Source organism: Sorangium sp. So ce281, assembly GCF_051527395.1.
GTDB lineage: Bacteria > Myxococcota_A > Polyangia > Polyangiales > Polyangiaceae > Sorangium > Sorangium cellulosum_B.
In genome coordinates this window covers 2,566,289-2,585,495 of the sequence record NZ_CP150322.1, presented here as the reverse complement: position 1 = coordinate 2,585,495, position 19,207 = coordinate 2,566,289, and the positions used below count along the sequence as shown (strand labels likewise).

10 protein-coding genes are annotated in these 19,207 nt (G+C 70.0%); 4 read left to right on the top strand and 6 right to left on the bottom strand.

All coding sequences use genetic code 11. The features are described from left to right. Positions 1-23: 23 nt before the first annotated feature. A complete protein-coding gene (locus WMF27_RS09915) occupies positions 24-971 on the bottom strand; it encodes a LysR family transcriptional regulator (protein WP_437944091.1) in 948 nt (315 codons plus the stop codon). Between the two features lie 206 nt (positions 972-1,177). On the opposite strand from WMF27_RS09915, the gene WMF27_RS09910 reads away from it, so the two are divergent. From WMF27_RS09910 to WMF27_RS09900, 3 genes are all read left to right on the top strand, one after another. Further along, positions 1,178-1,801: an RNA 2'-phosphotransferase gene (locus tag WMF27_RS09910; RefSeq protein ID WP_437769153.1), complete on the top strand. Its 624-nt coding sequence runs from the start codon at positions 1,178-1,180 to the stop codon at positions 1,799-1,801. Positions 1,802-2,672: 871 nt separating this feature from the next. Beyond that, positions 2,673-3,422, top strand: coding sequence for a glutathione S-transferase (locus WMF27_RS09905; RefSeq protein ID WP_437769154.1), 750 nt, complete (start codon positions 2,673-2,675; stop codon positions 3,420-3,422). A 771-nt stretch (positions 3,423-4,193) separates the two neighbouring features. After that, positions 4,194-5,855: a glycoside hydrolase family 43 protein gene (locus WMF27_RS09900; RefSeq protein WP_437769160.1), complete on the top strand. Its 1,662-nt coding sequence runs from the start codon at positions 4,194-4,196 to the stop codon at positions 5,853-5,855. A 78-nt stretch (positions 5,856-5,933) separates the two neighbouring features. Here the strand turns inward: WMF27_RS09900 and WMF27_RS09895 are convergent, their stop codons facing one another. Together WMF27_RS09895 and WMF27_RS09890 are read right to left on the bottom strand one after the other, a co-directional pair. After that, positions 5,934-7,496 carry an RtcB family protein gene (locus tag WMF27_RS09895; RefSeq protein WP_437944090.1) on the bottom strand — a complete coding sequence of 521 codons (1,563 nt, stop codon included), beginning with the start codon at positions 7,494-7,496 and terminating at the stop codon, positions 5,934-5,936. Between the two features lie 238 nt (positions 7,497-7,734). Continuing rightward, positions 7,735-9,636: a hypothetical protein gene (locus tag WMF27_RS09890; protein ID WP_437944089.1), complete on the bottom strand. Its 1,902-nt coding sequence runs from the start codon at positions 9,634-9,636 to the stop codon at positions 7,735-7,737. A 955-nt stretch (positions 9,637-10,591) separates the two neighbouring features. On the opposite strand from WMF27_RS09890, the gene WMF27_RS09885 reads away from it, so the two are divergent. After that, positions 10,592-11,935: a hypothetical protein gene (locus WMF27_RS09885; RefSeq protein WP_437944088.1), complete on the top strand. Its 1,344-nt coding sequence runs from the start codon at positions 10,592-10,594 to the stop codon at positions 11,933-11,935. On the opposite strand, the gene WMF27_RS09880 is transcribed toward WMF27_RS09885, so the two are convergent. The 3 genes from WMF27_RS09880 to WMF27_RS09870 form a co-directional block, all read right to left on the bottom strand. Next, complete coding sequence (locus WMF27_RS09880) at positions 11,924-15,163, bottom strand: serine/threonine-protein kinase (protein ID WP_437944087.1); 3,240 nt, start codon at positions 15,161-15,163, stop codon at positions 11,924-11,926. The genes WMF27_RS09885 and WMF27_RS09880 overlap by 12 nt on opposite strands. Positions 15,164-15,196: 33 nt before the next feature. Continuing rightward, positions 15,197-16,510, bottom strand: a complete 1,314-nt coding sequence (locus WMF27_RS09875; protein WP_437769165.1) for a sigma 54-interacting transcriptional regulator — start codon at positions 16,508-16,510, stop codon at positions 15,197-15,199. A 209-nt stretch (positions 16,511-16,719) separates the two neighbouring features. Next, entirely contained in the window at positions 16,720-19,050 is a 2,331-nt protein-coding gene (locus WMF27_RS09870) for a 2OG-Fe(II) oxygenase (protein WP_437944086.1), read from the bottom strand. Positions 19,051-19,207 lie beyond the last annotated feature (157 nt).

Sequence of the window (19,207 nt, the reverse complement as noted above, 5' to 3'; positions counted from 1 at the left end):
GGCAGGAAGTGCGATGCCGGGGCTCAGCGCCGGCGCGCGGGCGGTGTCGGGGCGGCGTCGGTCGCGCTCGACGCGCCCGACGCGCCCAACGCATGGTTTCTCTGCCACGCCGCGGCGTGCGCGAGCAGCGCGTCCCGGAGCTCCGCGGCCGCGCCCTGGAGCTCGCCGCCGCGCCGGCGGACGAGATAGAAGACCTTGCGCGGCAGCTCGGGCAGCGGGCGCGCGACGAGGCCGCGGGGGAGGCGGCAGCAGGCGTTGACCACCGCGATGCCGACGCCGAGCTCGACGAAGTGGAGCATCAGCTCCCAGCCGTTCGCCTCGACCGCCGGCTCCCAGCGGACCCCCGCCGAGAGCAGCGCCTGCGCGAGCAGGGCCCGGTGGGGCCGCGACGGGCCGGGGACGACGAGCCGCGCCCCCTCGAGGTCGCGCAGCCGGATGTGGCGCTTCCGGGCGAGCGGGTGGCCGTCGGGCACGACCAGGACCTGCGCCACCTCGGTGAGGCGATCGGCGGCGAGCCCGTCCGGCGCCCCCTCGAGCGGCGCGACGCCGAGGTGCGCCTCGCCCGCCGCGACGGCCTCGATCGTGCCCTCGCGGTCGCGCGTGAGCAGCCGGAGCGGGGCGGCGCCACGCGCGGAGAAGGCGCGGATCCCCTCGCCGAGCAGGTAGAGGTACGAGCCCTCCCCGGCGCAGAGCACCACCGGCTCCCGGCTCTCGCCGTGGCGGAGCACGTCGAGGAACGAGCGCGTCCGCTCGCCGACCTCGCGCCCGAACGCGGCGACGCGCTTGCCGTCGGCCGTGAGCTCCAGCCGTTGCCCGCGCCGCTGGTAGAGCGTGACGCCGAGCGCCTCGCCCAGCTTGCCGATCTGGGCGTGGAGCGCAGGCTGCGAGACGTGGAGCGCCCGCGCCGCGCGCGTGAAGTTGAGGTGCTCGGTGAAGACCACGAAGGCGCCGAGCCAGTCGAGGTTGAGCATGGCGGCAAGCTATCGCGAAACGCGATAGCGACTCCAGAAATACTTCTTCCGCATGATAGCCGGGTGTCTATTCTTTCCTCTGCCGATTCCCTTCACGGTTTCGGTCCCGGTCCCTGCACCGTCCAGGGGCCTTCCGGAGGCCTCTGCGTGCCCGCGCGAATCGCGGGCCGCGGCTCCGGCTCACGAGACGAGAATGGAGCTTGACGATGGGCCGCGATCGCTTGACCGACACGAGCAAGAAGCTCTCCTGGCTGCTCCGCCACGCGGCGCCCTCGCAGGGCGTCGCCATGGACGACGCCGGCTGGGTGGCCGTGGACGACGTCCTCAAGGCGCTCCGGATCTCCCGGCCGGTGCTCGACGAGGTGGTGGAGAAGAACACGAAGAACCGCCTCGAGATCCGCGGCGACCGGGTGCGCGCCTCGCAAGGCCACTCGCGCGACGGCATGCCGGTGACGCTCGCGGGCCTCGAGGCGTCGTGGGAGGAGGTCCACGGCGACGCGTCGATCTGGCACGGCACCAGCGTCGACGCCGTGAGGGGCATCGCGCGCCACGGCATCCGGCCGGCGGCGCGCACGCACGTCCACTGCACCGACGCGCTGGGCAGCGCGGTGGGCAAGCGCGCGAAGGTCGACGTGATGCTCGAGATCAGCCCGGCGAGGCTCCGGGCGCGCGGCGTGCGCGTGTTCCGCAGCCAGAACGGGGTGATCCTGGTGCGGGAGGTGCCGGTCGAGTGCCTCGTGGGGCTCTTGCCCATCGTGGCGCGGGCGCAGCGGGAGGCCGAGGCGCTCCGCGCGATGCTCTTCGGCGACGGGTCGCGCGGGGCGGCGTGATGTCCGGATAGGCCCAGGCGCTTCGCGCGACGCGGATCATCGGTGCGTCCTCGAGCCGCCCAGCGTGGGGACCAGCTCGTCGCCCTCGACCGCGAACGCGCGCCGCACGACGGCAGCGTCGCGAGACAGGTCGTCGAGAAAGTCAACGGGGCGTCATCACTGAGCCTGCACGTAGAGCGAGAACGGGAATTGCCCTCCCCGTCGACGAAGGTCGCGTCAGGGACGTCGAGCACGAACTCGTGCATGCCGGCGCCCGCGGCCCCCACGGGGCGATCCGGGTGTCGATGATGTCGCAAGGGCATGAGTTGCTGAACGACTGCCACTCTTCGTCCGACCGTCGGCCTCTGTCGATCAAGCGCGAGGGCCGGAGGGCCGGGGAGTTGCATCACTCGTTCGCCTCTATTTCTCGGCTTTCGAGCTGCTCGGGTACGAGCCCGGCGTGCGCTGGGAAGACGGGCTCGGTCGGACGGCGGACTACCTCTCGGACCTGCGGGTATGCTTGGGCTGGTACTCGAAGAAGACGTGATCCTTGTCCGCGAGGACGACGAAGAAGTGTCCCTTGCGGCACGGCCCGGGCTTCTTGTCCTTGCGCTCCTGGATGGCCCCGGGCTGGATGGAGACCCCGGTGGCGTCCGTGGACAGGCGACGACCTGGAGCGGGGCCGCTTCCCCCTCGCCAGAGCTGCTCGCATCCGTGACGGACCGCTCGGCCTCGTACACGACGCGTGCGAGCACGATGCGGCGCATTCCGCCGCGCTCGTAGCCGGCGGCGCAGCGCAGGGGGCACCGGCTCGTGTGTCCACGTCGGATCCGGCGGGCCGTTCGGCGGCGCGCCCATTGACCGCGGCCCTCGCCGGCGCGATTCATCCATCATGAACGCGCCAACGTACGAGCTGTACTATTGGCCTGGCATTCAGGGCCGCGGCGAATTCGTGCGCCTCGCGCTCGAGGACGCCGGCGCTCCTTATGTCGATGTCGCCCGCCTGCCCGCGGCGAAGCACGGCGGCGTCGCCGCCATGCAGAAGCTCATGAAGAGCCACGCGCTCGCGCTCGAGCCCTTCGCGCCGCCGTTCCTCCGCTCCGGCGATCTCGTGATCGCCCAGGTGGCCAACATCCTCTTCTACCTCGGCCCGCGCCTCGGCCTCGCGCCGGACGACGAGGCGAGCAGGCTCGGCGCCCATCAGCTCCAGCTCACCATCACCGATCTGGTCGCCGAGGTGCACGACACGCACCACCCCATCTCTGTCGAGCTCTATTACGAGGACCAGAAGCCCGAGGCCCTCCGCCGCAGCCAGGCCTTCCTCGCCGAGCGCATGCCCAAGTTCCTCGGCTATTTCGAGCGCGTCCTCGAGCGCCACGGCGGCGGCCGCGTCCTGGGAGGCGCGATGTCCTACGTGGATCTCTCGTTGTTCCAGGTGATCGCGGGCCTCCGCTACGCGTTCCCGCACGCCATGGCCGCCTTCGCGCCCAGGATCCCCTGGCTCGTCGCCCTGCACGACCGCGTGGCCGAGCGCCCGCGGATCGCGGCCTACCTGGCCTCGGATCGGCGGATACGCTTCAACGAAGACGGCATCTTCCGGCACTATCCGGAGCTCGATCCGGCGCCGTCGAAGAGGCGGTGAATCCGCCCGACGCGATCTCGAGCTTCGTGCGGGTCGCGCTCGCGCAGGGAGCGCTCGCGACCTGCGCGTGCGCTGGGCGCTGGAGGAGGCCGGGCTTCCTTACACAGACCTGGTGACCGAATTTCCCGTGCTCGACGCCTACGTCAAGCGCTGTGAGGCGCGGCCAGCCTTCCCAAAGGCCTTGCGCGACCAGATGGCGGACTACGCTCGAAACGCTCCAGTCGCAGCCTGATGCCGTGAAATGTGATCGTTCACATGGACGAGGTCAATCCAAATTAGCCGATGATGGGGCGAGCTCTTGGCCGGAGCGCGCGCTCGAGTCGTCGCGCACAAGAGGCGATGCCCGGGGCGCCGGTCGCCTGTGGCATCGAGCGCAGCCGTCCGTGCGCAGGCCGGCATCGAGGCGCCAGCCGTCCGTGCGCAGGCCGGCGTCGAGCGCATCGGACCTGCGATCACCGCGGTCCGGCGCCCGCCCGCCCCCCGTGACGCGGCGCTCCGGAAGAGCTCGCCAGCGCAGTCCTCCCTTCGGGATCGAGGATCCCGCCCGGGCCGGTCGATTGGGTTTGACACCAGGAATGTGATCGTTCACATTTTGAAAGGGTATACTTGTGCTTTGCCCTGGGGGGGTCGTCCTGCGTGCCTTTGCGCGGGCTGCCCTCTCATTGGATGGCGCCTCCGTCGAGTCAGCACCAGGGGTGCGGGGCGCCGGCAATTTCGCTCGCGAGAGGATTCAACGTGCGCTTAAATACAACGTTCTACCGAGCAAGAAGAATGACCCTGTCGGCGATGGCGCTGGGCCTCGTCGCCGCGATCCCCTCCCCCGCTCGGGCGGACAACCCGATCGTGCAGACCTTTTACACGGCCGACCCCGCGCCCATGGTGCACGAAGGCAGGTTGTACCTCTACACGTCCCACGACGAGGACGTCACGGTGGACAACTTCTACACCATGAACGACTGGAGGTTGTACTCCACCACGGACATGGTCAACTGGACGGACCACGGCTCGGTGGGGGGCTACAAGACCTTCAAGTGGGGAACCGACAATGCGTGGGCGCCGCAGGGTATCGCCAGGAACGGCAAGTACTATCTGTACGTGCCGCTGAACAACAACACCGGCGCGAGGATCGGCGTTGGCGTATCGGACAATGTGGCAGGCCCGTTCATGGACCCGCTCGGAAAGGAGCTGGCCATGGCGCCCGGAGGCGGCAACATCGACCCGACGGTGTTCGTCGACGACGATGGACAGGCCCACATGTACTGGGGGAATGCCAAGCTCCGGCACGTGAAGCTGAACTCGGACATGATCAGCACCTCGGGAAGCATCACCGAGGTGCCGTTGAGTGGCTTCACCGAGGGGCCGTGGCTCCACAAGCGAGGGTCGCTGTACTACCTCGTCTACGCCGCCATCGCCGGGACCGAGAAGATCAGCTACGCGACCAGCAACAGCCCGACCGGGCCCTGGACCGTCCGCGGCGAGATCATGGGCGCTGGCCGGACCTACACCAACCACGCTGGCGTCGTCGACTACAAGGGGCACTCGTACTTCTTCTATCACAACAGCGCATTGCCGGGCGGCAGTGACTTCAAGCGCTCGGTCTGCGTGGAGGAGTTCACCTACGGCGCCGACGGCAGCATTCCGAAGATCACGATGTCCACGAACGGACCGTCCGCCGTCGACACGCTGGATCCGTTCAAGCAAGTCGAGGCCGAGACCATCGCCTTCTCGTCCGGGCTCAAGACCGAGGTGTGCACCGACACCGGCGCCGGCATGAACGTCACGTCCATCAGCAACGGCGACTACATCAAGGTGAAGGACGTCGATTTCCTGGACGGCGTGACCTCTTTCGAGGCGCGGGTATCGTCCGCAGCCAGCGACGCGAAGATCGAGCTCCACCTCGACAGTCAGAACGGCACGCTGCTCGGGACGTGTGACGTCTCGGGCGCGTCGTCCTGGACCACCAAGACCTGTGCGGTGACCGGGGGCAGCGGGAAACACGACCTGTTCCTGAAGTTCGTCGGTGGCGGCGGCGACCTCTTCAAGTTCAACTGGTGGCGGTTTACCGGACCCACCATGCCGGGTGACGGGGGCGACGGAGGAGGCGGTGCCGGCGGCTCGGACCAGGGAGCGGGCGGCAGCGGTGGCAGCGACGGCGCCGGGGGCGCGCCCACGGGCACCGGCGGCAGCGCCGAGGCCGGGGGTACGACCTCGGGCAGCGGCGGCTCGGTCACCGGAGCCACCGGCGGAACGACCGGCTCCGCCAGTTCGGGCAGCGGCAACGGCGCCGGCCCCTCCGGCGGGAACGACGGGGCCGGCAACGACTCGGACAGCTCGTGCGCTTTCCGGACGGGCGCGAGCACCGGGGGAGGTGGACTCGCCGCCGCTCTCTGGCTGGCCGCTTCTGCGCTCGTTCTTGGGCGTCGGCGCCGGTAGCCGCTCGGCGGGTGGAACCGGGAGCCCGCACAGCTCGGGCTCCCGCTCGCGGGCGGAGCTGTCGTCCGGCTCGCGCCCTCATCCCTTGACCGTGACGAGCGGCCAGAGTCGCGCCACGCGCCGCGCGATCCCTGCCTCCTCGACGGAGCGCACCACCGGCGTGATGGGCTTGTAGGCATACGGCGCCTCCTCCTTCATCCGCTGGTGGTACTTCGCGAGGATGTCGCGCCGCCGCCGCACGTGCGGCGCGTCGGGGTCGAGCGGCGTCACGACGTGCAGCTTCTCGACCGCGCGCCGGTAGACGTCCTCGTCCGCATGCGCGGAGCGGCCGCGCGTGAGGCTGCGGCCCGCGCCGTGGCACGCGCTCGCGAGCAGCGCCGCGTGCCCTGCGCCCGCGAGCACCCAGCTCGAGTCGCCCATCGAGCCGGGGATGATCACCGGGTCACCGGTGTACGAGAACGCGCCGCCCTCGCCGTCGGGTCCCCCGGCGGGCGTCGCGCCCTTGCGGTGCAGGTAGCGCGGCTCGGCCCCCTCGGGCTCCCAGATGAGGTTGTGCGGCGCGTCGTACACGAGCGTGCTCGTGACGTGACGGCCAAGGACCTCCCGCATCGCGCGCACCACCATGAGGCCCAGGAAGAGGCGGTTCGCGAACGCGAAGTTCGCGGCGTTCCGCATCGCGTCGAGGTAGACGGAGGCCTCGTGGGCGTGGGGGCCCACCGCCGGCAGCACATAGAAGCCGTGCGCCGGATGGGGCACCCCCGCCGGGTACAAGGCGCGCGCGCGCTCGTTGAAATAACCGCCGACCGCGTGTCCGAGCCCGACGGAGCCCGCGTGGGCCATGATCGTGACGGCGTTCTTCGAGAGCCCGAACGAGCGCGCCGTCGCGCCGTCGACCAGCTCGTCGACGGCCTGTATCTCGACGAAATGATTGCCGCCGCCGACCGTGCCGATCTGGATGTCACGCCCGTCCGCCCGGCCCGACGCCTGGATGTACGCGTCGAACGCGAACGTCCCACGCGCGGGGAGCCCGCCGTGGAAGTGCACGCGATCGAGATCCGCGCGCTGGGCGCGAGGATCGTAGTGGGCCCACAGGCCGGTGCGGGCGTTGTCCGCCGCCGTCTCGTGCAGCCCGGACAGGCCGTCACGGAGCATGGCCGCGCGCTGGCGCGGCGACATGGGGATATCGCGCTGGCCCTGGAAGAAGATCGCGCGGAGCCGCTGCTTCAGGGCGCCGATGTGCGGCGCGAGCTCGCCCCGGTCCACGTCCGTCGCGAGCAGGCGCATGCCGCAACAGACGTCGTTGCCGACGGCCTGCGGCACCACGAACCCGCGGGCATCCACGACGGTGCCCACGGGGATGCCCGCGCCCTTGTGAAAGTCGGGCGTGAGCACGATGGAGCGGATCTCGCCGGCCGTGCCGCCCCAGAACGGGGCAATCCTGCCGGCCTTCTCCCATGTCCGAAGATCGCGGAGCGTGCCTTCAAGCGAGGCGAACCGGAGGAGCTCCTCGATGCCGTCGGCCTCGACGACGACATCCTCCCTGGCCACGAGGGTGATCGGAATACCGAACGGATTGTCGATGCGGGCCGTCGCGCCATCCAGGCGACGCACCACCGCATCGAGATGCAATTTGCCAACCATGCTGCTGTCCAATCCACGAAGACGCACGCGGCCGGCGCGATCACGCGACGGGGCCGCGGCTCACTCTCCCTCGATTTGGACCCGGCGCGCGAACGAGGGGATCGCACACCGCAGCAGCGAGGAGCACTATAGACGAGGGACGCCGGTCGTCAAGCGGCGCCGGCCGGCTCGACCTGCCCGGCCGGGGCGGGGCCCGGGCGGCGCGTCCGGTCGCCGCGGGCCTCGCGCTCATCGCGGTTCAGTGGACGCTCAGCAGCGGCAGCCGCAACACCTGGAAGGGCGGGATTCCAACGCGGAACGAGCACGACTGGTTCGCGAGGCTCGCGAGAGCCTGCTTGCGGTTGTCCATCTCCGCGAACGAATGGCTGAGCCCCCGATTGTCCGTCACCGTCAGTGGACCTTGCAGGAAGGCCGAGATGCTGGGAATGCCGCCGGGCCCCGCGGGGCGAATGTGGTAGAAGAGCGTGTCCGTCTCGCCCGTATGGCAGCCGCTGCACGTGTTGGACGAGAACCGAAAGCGCGCGTCGAGCTCCGCCGGCGTCTCCAGGTCCGGGTGATCCCAGAAGGTCCCGGCGTTGTAGGTCGACGCGCCGCCCATGAAGGGCACGCCCCCGCGGGCCTCGGGCATCGTGTAACCGGGGCTCATGGAGGCCAGGATCTCCGTGAGCAGCGCGTCGCTGCCATTCAGATCGATCGGCGCCGGGGTCGTGCCCGGAACCGACGTGAAGCTCGCCTGGTGCTCGCGGGGGTTGTTCTTGGTGGTGGTCTGTTGCAGAGGTCCGCTCCCGGGGCGGATCACGAACTCGCGCATCTGCCAGATCCCCGTGAGATCGATCTCGTTCGTGCGCAGCTGGTTGAGCGCGCTCTGGTTGGGGTTGCCCGGCGCGGCGCCGTTCCTCACCACCTGCTCGGTCAACGCCTCCAGCGCCGTGCCGTAGGCGGGGTCACCGGGGAGCAAGGCGCTCAGGTTGACCCACTGGTTCGCCCACTCCTTGATGTCGACGCAGCTCGTGATGGGCACGCCGTACTCGAAGATCGCCGCGGCCTCGATCGGCTGGCAGGTGTCCACGCCGTCCCTGGCGTCGCCGTCACGGTTGCCGTCGCGCACCTCCATCAGGCCGAAGACGAAGCGGAGCTCGCCTCCGTTGTTGCCGGCAGCCCCGCCGAGGTAGGGCGAGCTCTGCGCGAGGTCGGGGCGAACCAGGATGGCCTGCAGCCGAAACGGCGCGATGCTGAGGTTCAACGCGCCCCCGCCGCTCCTCTGGCGCCAGGGGTTGATGATCATGCTGTCCACGTTCGCCGCGGCGGCCGCGCTCGTCGCGTCGAGGACCAGGCTGCCCGAGCTCGCGTTGACGATCTGCTGGGTGCGCCAGGAAGCCAGCCACTGCTCGACGAACTGGCTCGCGGTGAGCCCGGACCCGATGGCCATCTGTTCCATCAGGTAGCCGAAGGTCCACTTCTTGAGCGGGGCGTTCGCGGCGCTCGAGTCGCACGGGTTCATGGTGCGCGCCGGGTCCTCGATCACCGGCAGCGAACGGATCAGCAGCGATTTCTGCGGGTTGATGGCGGCCGTGGTCACGCCGCCGAGCGTGCGCAAGGGGCCGAGCTCCGCCAGGTTGGGCAAACGGATGGTCGCGCCCTTCTTCAGCGCCTCGATGTCGATCGCGTTGGTCTGCGAGATCTCGATGGCCTTGGAGGCGAGACGCGACCCCGGCTCGAACGTCTGGAGCCTGCGGGTCTTGAGCTTCGAGATCTCGCTGTTGATCTGGCTCAGCCGTTCCAGGTCGATGGGGACCGAGGCGGAGAACAAGCCGTCTCCGGCCTTGAGATCCGGCTTCGTTCCCGAGTCGTTGAAGGTGATCGCCTTCTCGCGCGCATCGAGGCTCATCTGGAACGCCGCGCCTTTGTTCTCTTCGATCACCCGCTTGCGGTCGCTCGGCGCGAGCTCGAGCGAGAGCACCCCGACGCCATCCGACGTGAGCCGCAGATGCAGTTGATCGACCCTGGGCGCCCGCTTGGAGGGCGCCACGATGAGCGAGTCGCTGTTCGAACCGGCGAGCTCCGGCTCTTCCGGCTCGGTGCCGCAGGCGGCGAGCAGCAGGGCGCAGGTCAACGCTGCGCCTATCGATCGATTCTTCATGGAATTCTCCATCGCTGGTCGTTGGTGCGCGCGGCGCGAAAGGCTCCCGCGCGTGACGAGAAGATCCAGAGCGTCTGCAATCCTCACGCAGAGCTGGACGTATCCCCCGCCCTTGGCCACGGATCCCGGGCCGAGTGATGGCTATCCGGGCGCCTGACCGCCCGGTCGGGCAGACGCTTGCCGGTATTGCAGCTCCGGTGCCAACCGGACGGACGACCGCGTGTGGCCAGAGCTGGCGTTTCAGGCGCGTGCCAAACGCGGACGCCCGCGCCTCGACGGGGTGATGCCGAGGGCTGGATGTGGCGTGCCATGGCGGCCCATCGTTCGTGGCTCCACGCCGAAACGGACCGCCGGCCCGGCGCATCGGTACCGTCGCCGTCCTGTGACGCCCCTGGCTCCGCGCCGCGCGGTGCAACAGCGGGGCGCCCGACCTGTTACGGGGACACGTGCGCGGCGCGTTTTTCCGCAGCGCAACACGGTGTATCACCGGCGTAACACCCCGGTTTATCGCGGGCGCTGGGCGCGCCGAGCGGGCTCACCGCGCCGGCGCTCGGCCCGGCCTCGACGGGACGGCGAACGTGCCGCCCGCGATCAGAACCAGGCATCCAGCCACGCTGGTGGGCAACGGCGCGCAGCGCACACTGTGGCACGAAAGATGCTCTGGCGGCGGCAAAAACCATTCAGCATCGATGGGGCCAGCTGGCCAACCGCCGCGCGTCCGTGCCAGGATGCGCGCCCGCGAGGGGCGCTCACCTGGCGACTCGAGTTCAGGAGAAGGAGAATGCCTGTGGCCATCAGCCGTTTGTACATGGCGCTAGCCTGCATCGGCGTGGGTTCTTTCCTGGGGTGCGGCGGATGCATCGTCACGGTGAATCCCAACGGGCCTGTGACGCCGGCGTCCACAGGTGGGCCAGCAGCGCCAGTCGCGCCCCCGGGGCAGCTGCCTCACAACGGCATGCCCAAGAACGGCATCAGCGCGGAGGCGCTCCGCGCGAACAGCGAATTGCTCGAGCGCCTCAAGGTGAGCAAGCTGAACAGCCTGAAGCTCGACGATGTCAGGCCTTTCAGCACGCAGGACCCGACGCTGGAGCCCCGCGCCGTTCAGCTGATGCACTACATCGTATCTTTTGCCCTGAAGGAGGGCCAGAAGGTGTCGGCCCGCGTGGGGAACAAGCGCTATGAGTGGAACGGGCAGATCGGGGCATGCGCCGGCGGGGGATCGCTCGGGGACTGGTTCAACGACCTTCCATCCCCGGAATGCCTGCAAGCGGTCTCCGCCGGCGTGCTCGCCCGGGTGAACGCGCTCAACAAGGTGGTCGTGGTATCCATGCGCGGCCCAGGGGATCTCGTCGCGCTCCACGACAAGGTCCCCGCCGAGACCAGGTCTCGAGAGAGGAACACCGGCACAGGCGAGGCCACGAAGATCGAGAGCTTCGCCGCGTGCAACGCTCCCGGAGGACCACGTCAGGCGACGAGCGCCTGCGGGTGGACGGCGCGTTACGTCGGGCAATGCGTGGCGCAGCGGTCAGGCGATAGCGGGCCGAGGAAGGTCACGCTCAAGCTCAACTCGGCCCACGCCAGCTCATCTCCGGTGTTTGTGCGCGTGTGCGCGGGCATACACGGCTGCAACCATGTGGACTACGACGCGGCAGATCCTCGCAGCAGGTACATCAAGCACATCAAGAGCGACACGCTCGACGGTCCGGGCGACACGGTGGATTTCTTGTGTCCCGCGAATGGTCCTGCTGGCGCAGGCATTGTTGACGAGACGAGCTCCACCCCCGAACAGGTCGGGTACTTCAGCGTGATGCTATCAGAGCGAAATTTTGCGGTCGACGTGAAATTCGAGAATGCGGTGGGCGAGGGCGTGAGGTATCCGGCGAAGGAGGTGGAGCTGTTCAGGTACCGCGAGGGCGGGTTCTACGGGAACATCTTCGATTCGAACCCCGGGGGGGCTCGGCCCGACGGGGTGCTCTTCGACAAGCAGTACGCGTGTTATGGCGAGGACTGGAGTCAAGGCATGGCGAACCTCGCCGACAGGCTCTGCGCCCTCCCTGCGTCCGACGCGGCAGCGCAGTGCTTCGTCCATGAGCCGAAGCCATGCTCTCCTTTCAACGGGAATCCGGGCGCTTGCGCTCGGTCCGCTGGTGACAGGCGATCCATCTACACGCCGTGTGATGAGGCGGGCGCAAACTGGAAATACCCTGTCACGGTCTACTTGAACCATCCATGCGATCTCAGGAGCGATGCCGGGTGCTCGTCGTTCAAACCCTGGTTGATCGACCGTTCACTCAAGTAGCCTCGCCGCGAGCCGCCTCATCGACTCGACCGCCGGGACAGGGGCGTCCACCGCCGACCAGGCCTTGATCACCCGCTGGGCCAGCTCGAGGGCCCTCTGCCTGTCCCCGCGCCTCGCCGCGCGCTCCGCCTCGCGCACCGTCTTCAGGCTCGCGCCGTTCAGGGCCTCGCTATCGTCCGGGCTCGCCCGCTCCAGCCGGTCCACGAGCTCGTGCTCCCCCTCGCGCTCATAGGTCGCGACCATGGCGTCGCCGAGCACCTCGACGAACGGCTCGGGCTCCTGCAGCAGCGGGCGCCACGCCAGCGCGGCGCCCCTCCGGTCTCCGCTGGCATGACGCTCGGCTCCCGTGATGAAGCTCTCCGTGTTCGGCAGCTCGCCTTCCGGGAACCGGACCCGGAGCTTGCGAAGCCGCTCGAAGCAGCGCCGCGACACCGCCCGGCTGGCGCGGGCGCAGACGGCCCCCATGCGGAGCGGGACGCTGATGTGGGTGCCCTCGAGGAGGGGTGGCTCCGGGTCGAGGAAGCGGGCGGCGATGAGGTCGGCGATCTCGCGCTCGCGCCCGAGGACGAGCGCGAGCTCCAGCGCGCGCCAGGCGATCTGGAGGCGTTGCACGCGGACAAACCCGGAATCGAAAGGGGAGATGGCCATCGCGCGCGTCGCCCGCTCGAGGGCGGCGCCGATGCCGGCCTCGCTCGCCTCGACGCGGAGGAGGAGGAGCTCGCCGCCGACCTTGTGCAGCACCTGGCTCCCCTGGCCCACGGCGAGCGCTATCCCGCGCGCCTCCTGGCGCGCTCCCTCGCGGAGGAGCCGATCGACCAGCGTGTCGGCCACATTCATGTCCAGGGGCGAGAGGACATAGGCACGCCGCGCGAACCTGAGGGCGCGCCTGCGAGCCTGCTGCGCGGGAGCCTCGGCCGCTCCAGGGTCGGAGTCCTCGAAGAGCCACCCATACGCCTCCCACGGCATCCAGGCCCGCATTCCCTGCAGCGCGCTCGCCGCGCTCGGGGTCCCGTGCGTCACCGTCGCCAGCTGCACCCAGGGCGCGCACCACTCCCCGATCGGGTTCTTCGGCTCGGCCTGCACCGCGCTGAACGCCATGTCCTTGGCGAGCGTCGTCGTCTCCGTGGCGCGCTTCTCATCGGGCGACGGCAGCAGGCACGATAGGGTCGCCGCGAGGGTCGAGCGCCCCCAGGCCGACGCCTCGCGATCGTGGAGGCGCTGGAGCTCCGCCACCGCCGTCGGATCGACGGCACGCCGCATCATGAGATCGACGCGGGCGCGCGCGGCGAGCTCACCCGGTGAGGCGTTCGCGCTGACCGGTGGGAGCGCGAGCTCAGGTGCGGGCTCGCCGAGCGTGTAGGCGCAGCGGAAGCGCTCTCCTGGTCCCATCTCCGCGAGCCCGCCGCCACGCGCCTCGAACCGGGCGCACTCCTGCCGGAGCCCGCCGGCGTTGTGGGTCATGGCCAGCGTCAGGTCGAGCAGATCCAGCGCCCCGTCGACCGTGCGCGCCCTCGAGTAATCGGCCACGGCGTCGTCGAGGCGCGGGGCCTTTGGCAACGCCCCCGCATCGACCCAAGGGTCCATGGCGTTCCTCACGGCTTCATAGAGCGCGCTCGCCCTTCCGACCGAGGACGCGAGCTCCCTGCCGTCGGCGGCCCGCAGCGTGACCGTGAGCCGAAAGGCACGCGACGGCTCCAGGACGATCGCCCCGTCCACGTAAGCCGCTCCCCTCCTGCGCGCCGCGTCCAGCGATTGCGCGCGAGCCTCCGGCCCGGCATAGGGATCGATCGGAGCCGTGTCCGCGTGCGGCCGCGGGAGCGAGAGCAGCTCCGCAGGGACCAGCGTGCGCGCCGCGCGGCCTCCGAGGAGGACCCGAGCCCGCTCGCACAACGTCGCCGCCGCGGCCGCTCCCAGCCACCCGGCCGGCTCCTCGACCCCGGAGGCCTCCAGGATCGGACAGGCGAGCACGGCGCTGTCGGGCTCCAGCGGAGATCGCACGACGGTGGGAGGAGGAGCAGGCGCTGGCCGGTGAGGGAACGCCCACCGGACGGCGCCCAGACCCATCGCGGCCAGCGTGACGATCGAGGCTGCGATCCAGCGCCACCGGCGCGACCGATGCACGATGGCCTGCTGCTGAGGGGGGGTCGGGTTCGGTGCATCGCTCTCGGGCTCGGAGCGAAGCGGCTCGGTGCCGGACCCCCATGCGCCGGGGCCCACCGAGTCCGTGCGCCTCACCGCCTCGCCGCCGCCCCATCGCCCGTCGGATGGGAACGTGTCGGTCCGCGTCGACCGCTCGCCGACGGGCGGCGCCCCCTCACGAGCCTCGTCCACGTCGGCCTGCTCGGCGGGCAGATCGTGGCCTGGCACGCCGAGCGCTCGCGCGAGCGCCTCCACGGCGGCGCCCGCCGTCGAGAAGCGCTGGCCCGGCGCGAGCGCCGTCGCGCGAGCAAACCAGGCGTCGAACGCGGGCGGCAACGTCACGCCGTGGCTCGCGGCGCGCTCGCACGCACGGTCCTTGGGGCCCTGCAGCGCGATGAGCGCGAAGGCGACGGGGCTGTCGCCAATGCCCACTTCGTCCTCCCAGTAGGGTCTGCCGACGAGGAGCGTGAACGCGATCATGCCGAGCGCGTAGATATCGGCGGAGCGCGTGATCCTGCCGCTCTGGAACTGCTCCGGCGCCATGTAGATCGGCGTCCCGACCGCGCCGGTCGAGCCGCGGGTCGCGCCCTCGCGCAGCACCTTCGCCACGCCGAAATCGAGGATCTTGAGGCGCGGGGCGTCGTGCTCTCGCTGCTCCAGGAACAGGTTGCTCGGCTTCAGGTCGCGGTGGACGATGCCGAGCTGGTGCATCTTGTCGATGGCCGGCGCCGCTTGGCCGAGATAGGCGAGCACCTCCTCCGGCGGGTGGCGGCCCACGCGCGAGAGCCGCTCACTCAAGGTCTCCCCCCGGAGCAGCTCCATCACGAGGAAGGGAGTCCCCGTGGCGTCATCGACGCCCGCGTCGACGACGTCGACGAGCGCGGGGCTGTCGACCTGACCGGAAACGCGGGCCTCCAGCGCGAATCGCTCCCTCAGGTCGGCGCGCTCGACCGTATGAGGATGCATCACCTTGAGCGCCCGCCGGCGCTCCGTCTGGACGTCGATCACCTCGTAGACAGCGCCCATCGCGCCCGCGCCCAGCCGCCGCACGACGCGGTATCGGGCCGCGATGACCGTGTCCGGCGTCATGCCCGCCTCACCCCACGACCGCGGCGCAGCGCCTCACTGGCGGAAGTCATCGGGGTCGATCTCATAGCGCTTCAACCAGCGATGGATCTGCATCCTGGCTTTGCCCATGGCGCGCGCCACGCCGGCGATGTTTCCGCCGTGCTCGCGCAGGAGCGCCTTGAGCTCCTCGGGCCGGGTAGGATCGTCCCCCTGCTCCGCGGCGTCGGAGGCGTTGCGCCGCAGCGCGCTGTTCAGGTGATCGAGCTCGATCGTACCCCGCTGCGCCAGCACCGCCGCGGTCGTGATGCACTGCTCGAGCTCACGCACGTTGAGCGGCCAGCCGTACGTGACGAGGGCGCGCGCCGCGCGCGGGTGCAGCTGGATGTGCTCGGCGCGCTCTCCGTCGGCGCGCCGGAGGATCGCGCCGAGGATGAGGCCGAGGTCCTCCCGGCGAGCCCGGAGCGGCGAGAGCTCGACGGCGTGACCGGAGAGCCGCGCGAGCAGGTCGGAGCGGAAGTCGCCCGACGTCGCCATGCGCTCGATCGGCCGGTGTGTGGCCGTCACGACGCGAAGGTCCACGGAGATCGAGCGCGTGCCGCCCACCGGGCGCACCTCGCGCTCCTGGAGCACGCGGAGCAAGGCCACCTGGGCGGACAAGGGCAGGTCGCCGATCTCGTCGAGGAAGAGCGTGCCGCGATCGGCGCTGCGCACGAGCCCGGGGCGATCCTCGGTGGCCCCGGAGAAGGCGCCCTTCCTGTGCCCGAAGAGCTCGCCTTCGACGAGATCCCGCGGCAGCGCGCCGCAGTTGATCGCCACGAACGCGCCCGGCCTGCCCGAGAGCGAATGGATGGCGCGCGCCATGACCTCCTTGCCGGTGCCCGTTTCGCCCTGGATCAGCACGGGGATGGTGGAGGCCGCCACCACCCTGAGCTGCTCGAACATCTCGAGCTGCGACGGGATGAGGGAGAGCAGCCCGGGGACGTGCGCGGCGAGGCTCGACGCTTCCAGCAGAGTGACCTGCTCGGCGCCGCGGAAAATCGCCGCGCGGTAGAGGAAGAACGTGCGGCCCAGCTCGAGCACGTCGCCCTCCGCGAGCTCGGCGTGCTTCCTCGGCGCCCCATTGAGGACGCTGCCGTTCTTGGAGCCGCAATCCTCGAAGCACCACCGGCCGAGGACCCGCATGATCCGCGCGTGCCTCGACGAGAGCCATGGGTCGTCGAGCCGGATCTCGACGCGCCGGCGTGAGCCGCTGTCCACGACCTCCAGCCTCCGGGCATTGCCGCGGCCGATAACGACCTCCTCCACGTCATCGAGGGCGATGCGCGCCGACGACGCGAGCGGCCGATGGCTGTCCGCAATCAGAAACAAAAAGCTGCCGTTACCTGATTTGTCCAGATACCGCTGTCCGCCCGTGGCGGATAGCGTTCGTTGTTCAGGTTCACCAGGCACGAACCCAGTCGTACCCAGTCGGGCAGACGCGGTCAATATGCCACGGGCGGCATTCCGAGCGGCTGCCGCGCGGGTTGCGTCGGGTCATCGACTGGCCAGCGTCCCGGCGTCCTCGCCAGATCGAGCGGTCAACCGAACGCGCTGCGCTCCTTCTTGAGCCAGGTAAGCAGCGCCTTCTGTTGCGCCCGCAGCGCTGCTTCGCGGTCGAAGAGCGCCTTCTCTTTCGTCAAGACGAGCGTCTGGGGGCTTCCGCGGCGAAGCGTTGTGTGGGTGACGGGCAGGCGGTGAGCATCGATCACACCGTGGATGTGCCGCCTCCGTTCCTTGGCCAGAGGCCACGCGAGCTGGACCTGGGCTCGATCGACCAGAAACGCCGCGAGCACCTTGCACAGCGCACAGGAGCACCCGGGCGGGGGCTCGATCGACCAGTCGTCCGCGCTGCGCGCGTTCGCCGCGACGGCTCGTTCGAGCAGGGCCTCGACGCGGCGGACGAGCGCCTGCAGCCCGAGGGCCTGCACCGCGGCGGGCTTGCGCCCTTTCCGGCACGTCTTCAACAGCGCGCCGGCGGTCATGAGCGGCAGCGCCGACTCGGGCGCCGTGAGGGAGGCGATGAGGTCGTCGCGAATGGAGGGCGCCCGGATCGCGGCAGCGGTCTCCAGCAACGAGAGCAGATCGTCGACGAGTCGATCGGCGCCGGCCTCCCTGACGGTTTCCGGCAACAGGAGCGCGCCCTTGCGCCCTTTCTCGAACGAGTCCACCTCGCGCGAGAGGAGCCACGCGGCGAGCGCCTTGCCGTGCTCTCCGCCGGCCCGGAGCGCCTCGCCGAGGCGGGGGAGGAACGAGAGCCAGGGCGGGGTATTGTAGCGCGCGCGCTCGGCCCACGCGGAGAAGACCTGTTTCGACCACGAGAAGCCGTAGCGTTCGACGAGGGCCACGAAGGCGGGCACCACGCCGGGACGCAACCGATGCGGCCCCGAGGGCGAGACGAGCCCGAGGGCCAGATCGGCGTCGTCGAGCGCCGCCGATACCTCGATCAGCCGCTTGAAGGACGCCTCGCTCAGCTCGTCCGACGCAGCCGGATGCCAGGAGGGCAGGAGCCTCTTCGCCTTGTCGCGGGCCTCGTCCGCCCTGCCCGCCTCGACGTGGGAGGCGAGCTCGTCGACGGCCCATGACGGCGAAAGCTTCGCGCGCACCTCGAAGGCCAGATCCCGCGGCCACATCACCACGGCGGCCCGATGATACCAGCGGTCCACGGTGTTGCCGTAGTTGCCCATGTACCCCTCGTGCTCGGACCTGAACGGCGCCATCTCGGTCGAGGCCCTCGTGAAGCAGACATCGTCGCCCGCCCGCATGGTCGCGATGCCCGGCGCGCTCCGCCCATCCGGGCCGACCCAGTGGCGAAGCACGACATCCGTACAGAGGAGATCGATGAGGTCGTGCTCGTCCGCGTCGCGGGCGCCCTCGGGATCGTCGTCGTGACCGCGATCGCCGCGCCAGCGACCACCGTAGTCATCCCAGGCGCCCTCGCACGACCAGCTCTCGTGCACGTCGGCGAGGGCGAGGTACACCTCGCAATCGAGGCGATCGGCGACCTCTTGCAGCGCCGAGGCGCGCAGCCGATCCGCATTCTTGAGGTGGCCCCATCCGAGGCTCTTCTGCGTGTACTCGTGGTCCAGGAGGTAGATCAAGCGGTCCGGCCGCCGTGGGGGAGACTGCGCGTACGGCAGCGAGATCGGCGTCGAAAGGTAGGCTTTGATGCCCGCCTCGATGCGCTCGATCGCGGCGCGGCCGAGCGGCGCGCGGGCCTCCGCTGCCCCGCGGTAGAGGAGGTGGTACGTGAGGGAGATCCGGTAGCCTGCGTCGACCGGCCTCACCTCGTGGCGACAATCCGCGTAGAAGGCGAGCAGCGATAGATCTTTCGGACCCCGCGCGGCCCTCTGAAAGACCTTCTTCTTCCCGTCGTGCTCGACGACGATGGATCCGCCCTCGTGCCTGGACGGCAGCTCCACAACGAGGGTCCCCACCATGTCGTCGGCGCGCTCCGAGTCCTGGTGCGGCGCGAAGAACTGGCCGGGTCCGTACACGAGCATCTTGTCGAGCTCGGCGTGGAGCTCACCGCCCTCGGGCAGCCCGAGGCCTTGACGGACGAGCGCCAGCTTCGGAGCGAGCGTGCGTCGCCACCGCTGCGTGTCGATCTTGAGCCGGCGCCGGCCGATCTCCCAGCTGTCGCGCACGCTCGTATCGAGCAAGGTCTTGTCGCGCCGGCCGAACGGGGCCGGGCGGGCGACGGAGCACAGCTTTCGCGCGGTGGCGGCGGAGATCGGGAAGCGGATGGGGCCGACCCCCTCGACCTCGATGTGCAGATCCTCGCCGCTGCACCCGAGCTCCGTGGCGAACGCGCCTGCCGGCTCGACGGCGGCGAGCGCCGCGGCGATGTCCTTCAACAGACCAGCTTGCAAGTGGGTGTCTCCTGCCAGGGACGCATACCACGGCTCCAGACGCTTCGAATATCCAAATGGGCCGTTCACCGGCGCAATGGGGCTCTGCACCAGAAAAACGGAGCGAGCGGGCCGCGCGGATTCGCTGGATGACCTCGAAAAGAGATTTTTCTTTCGT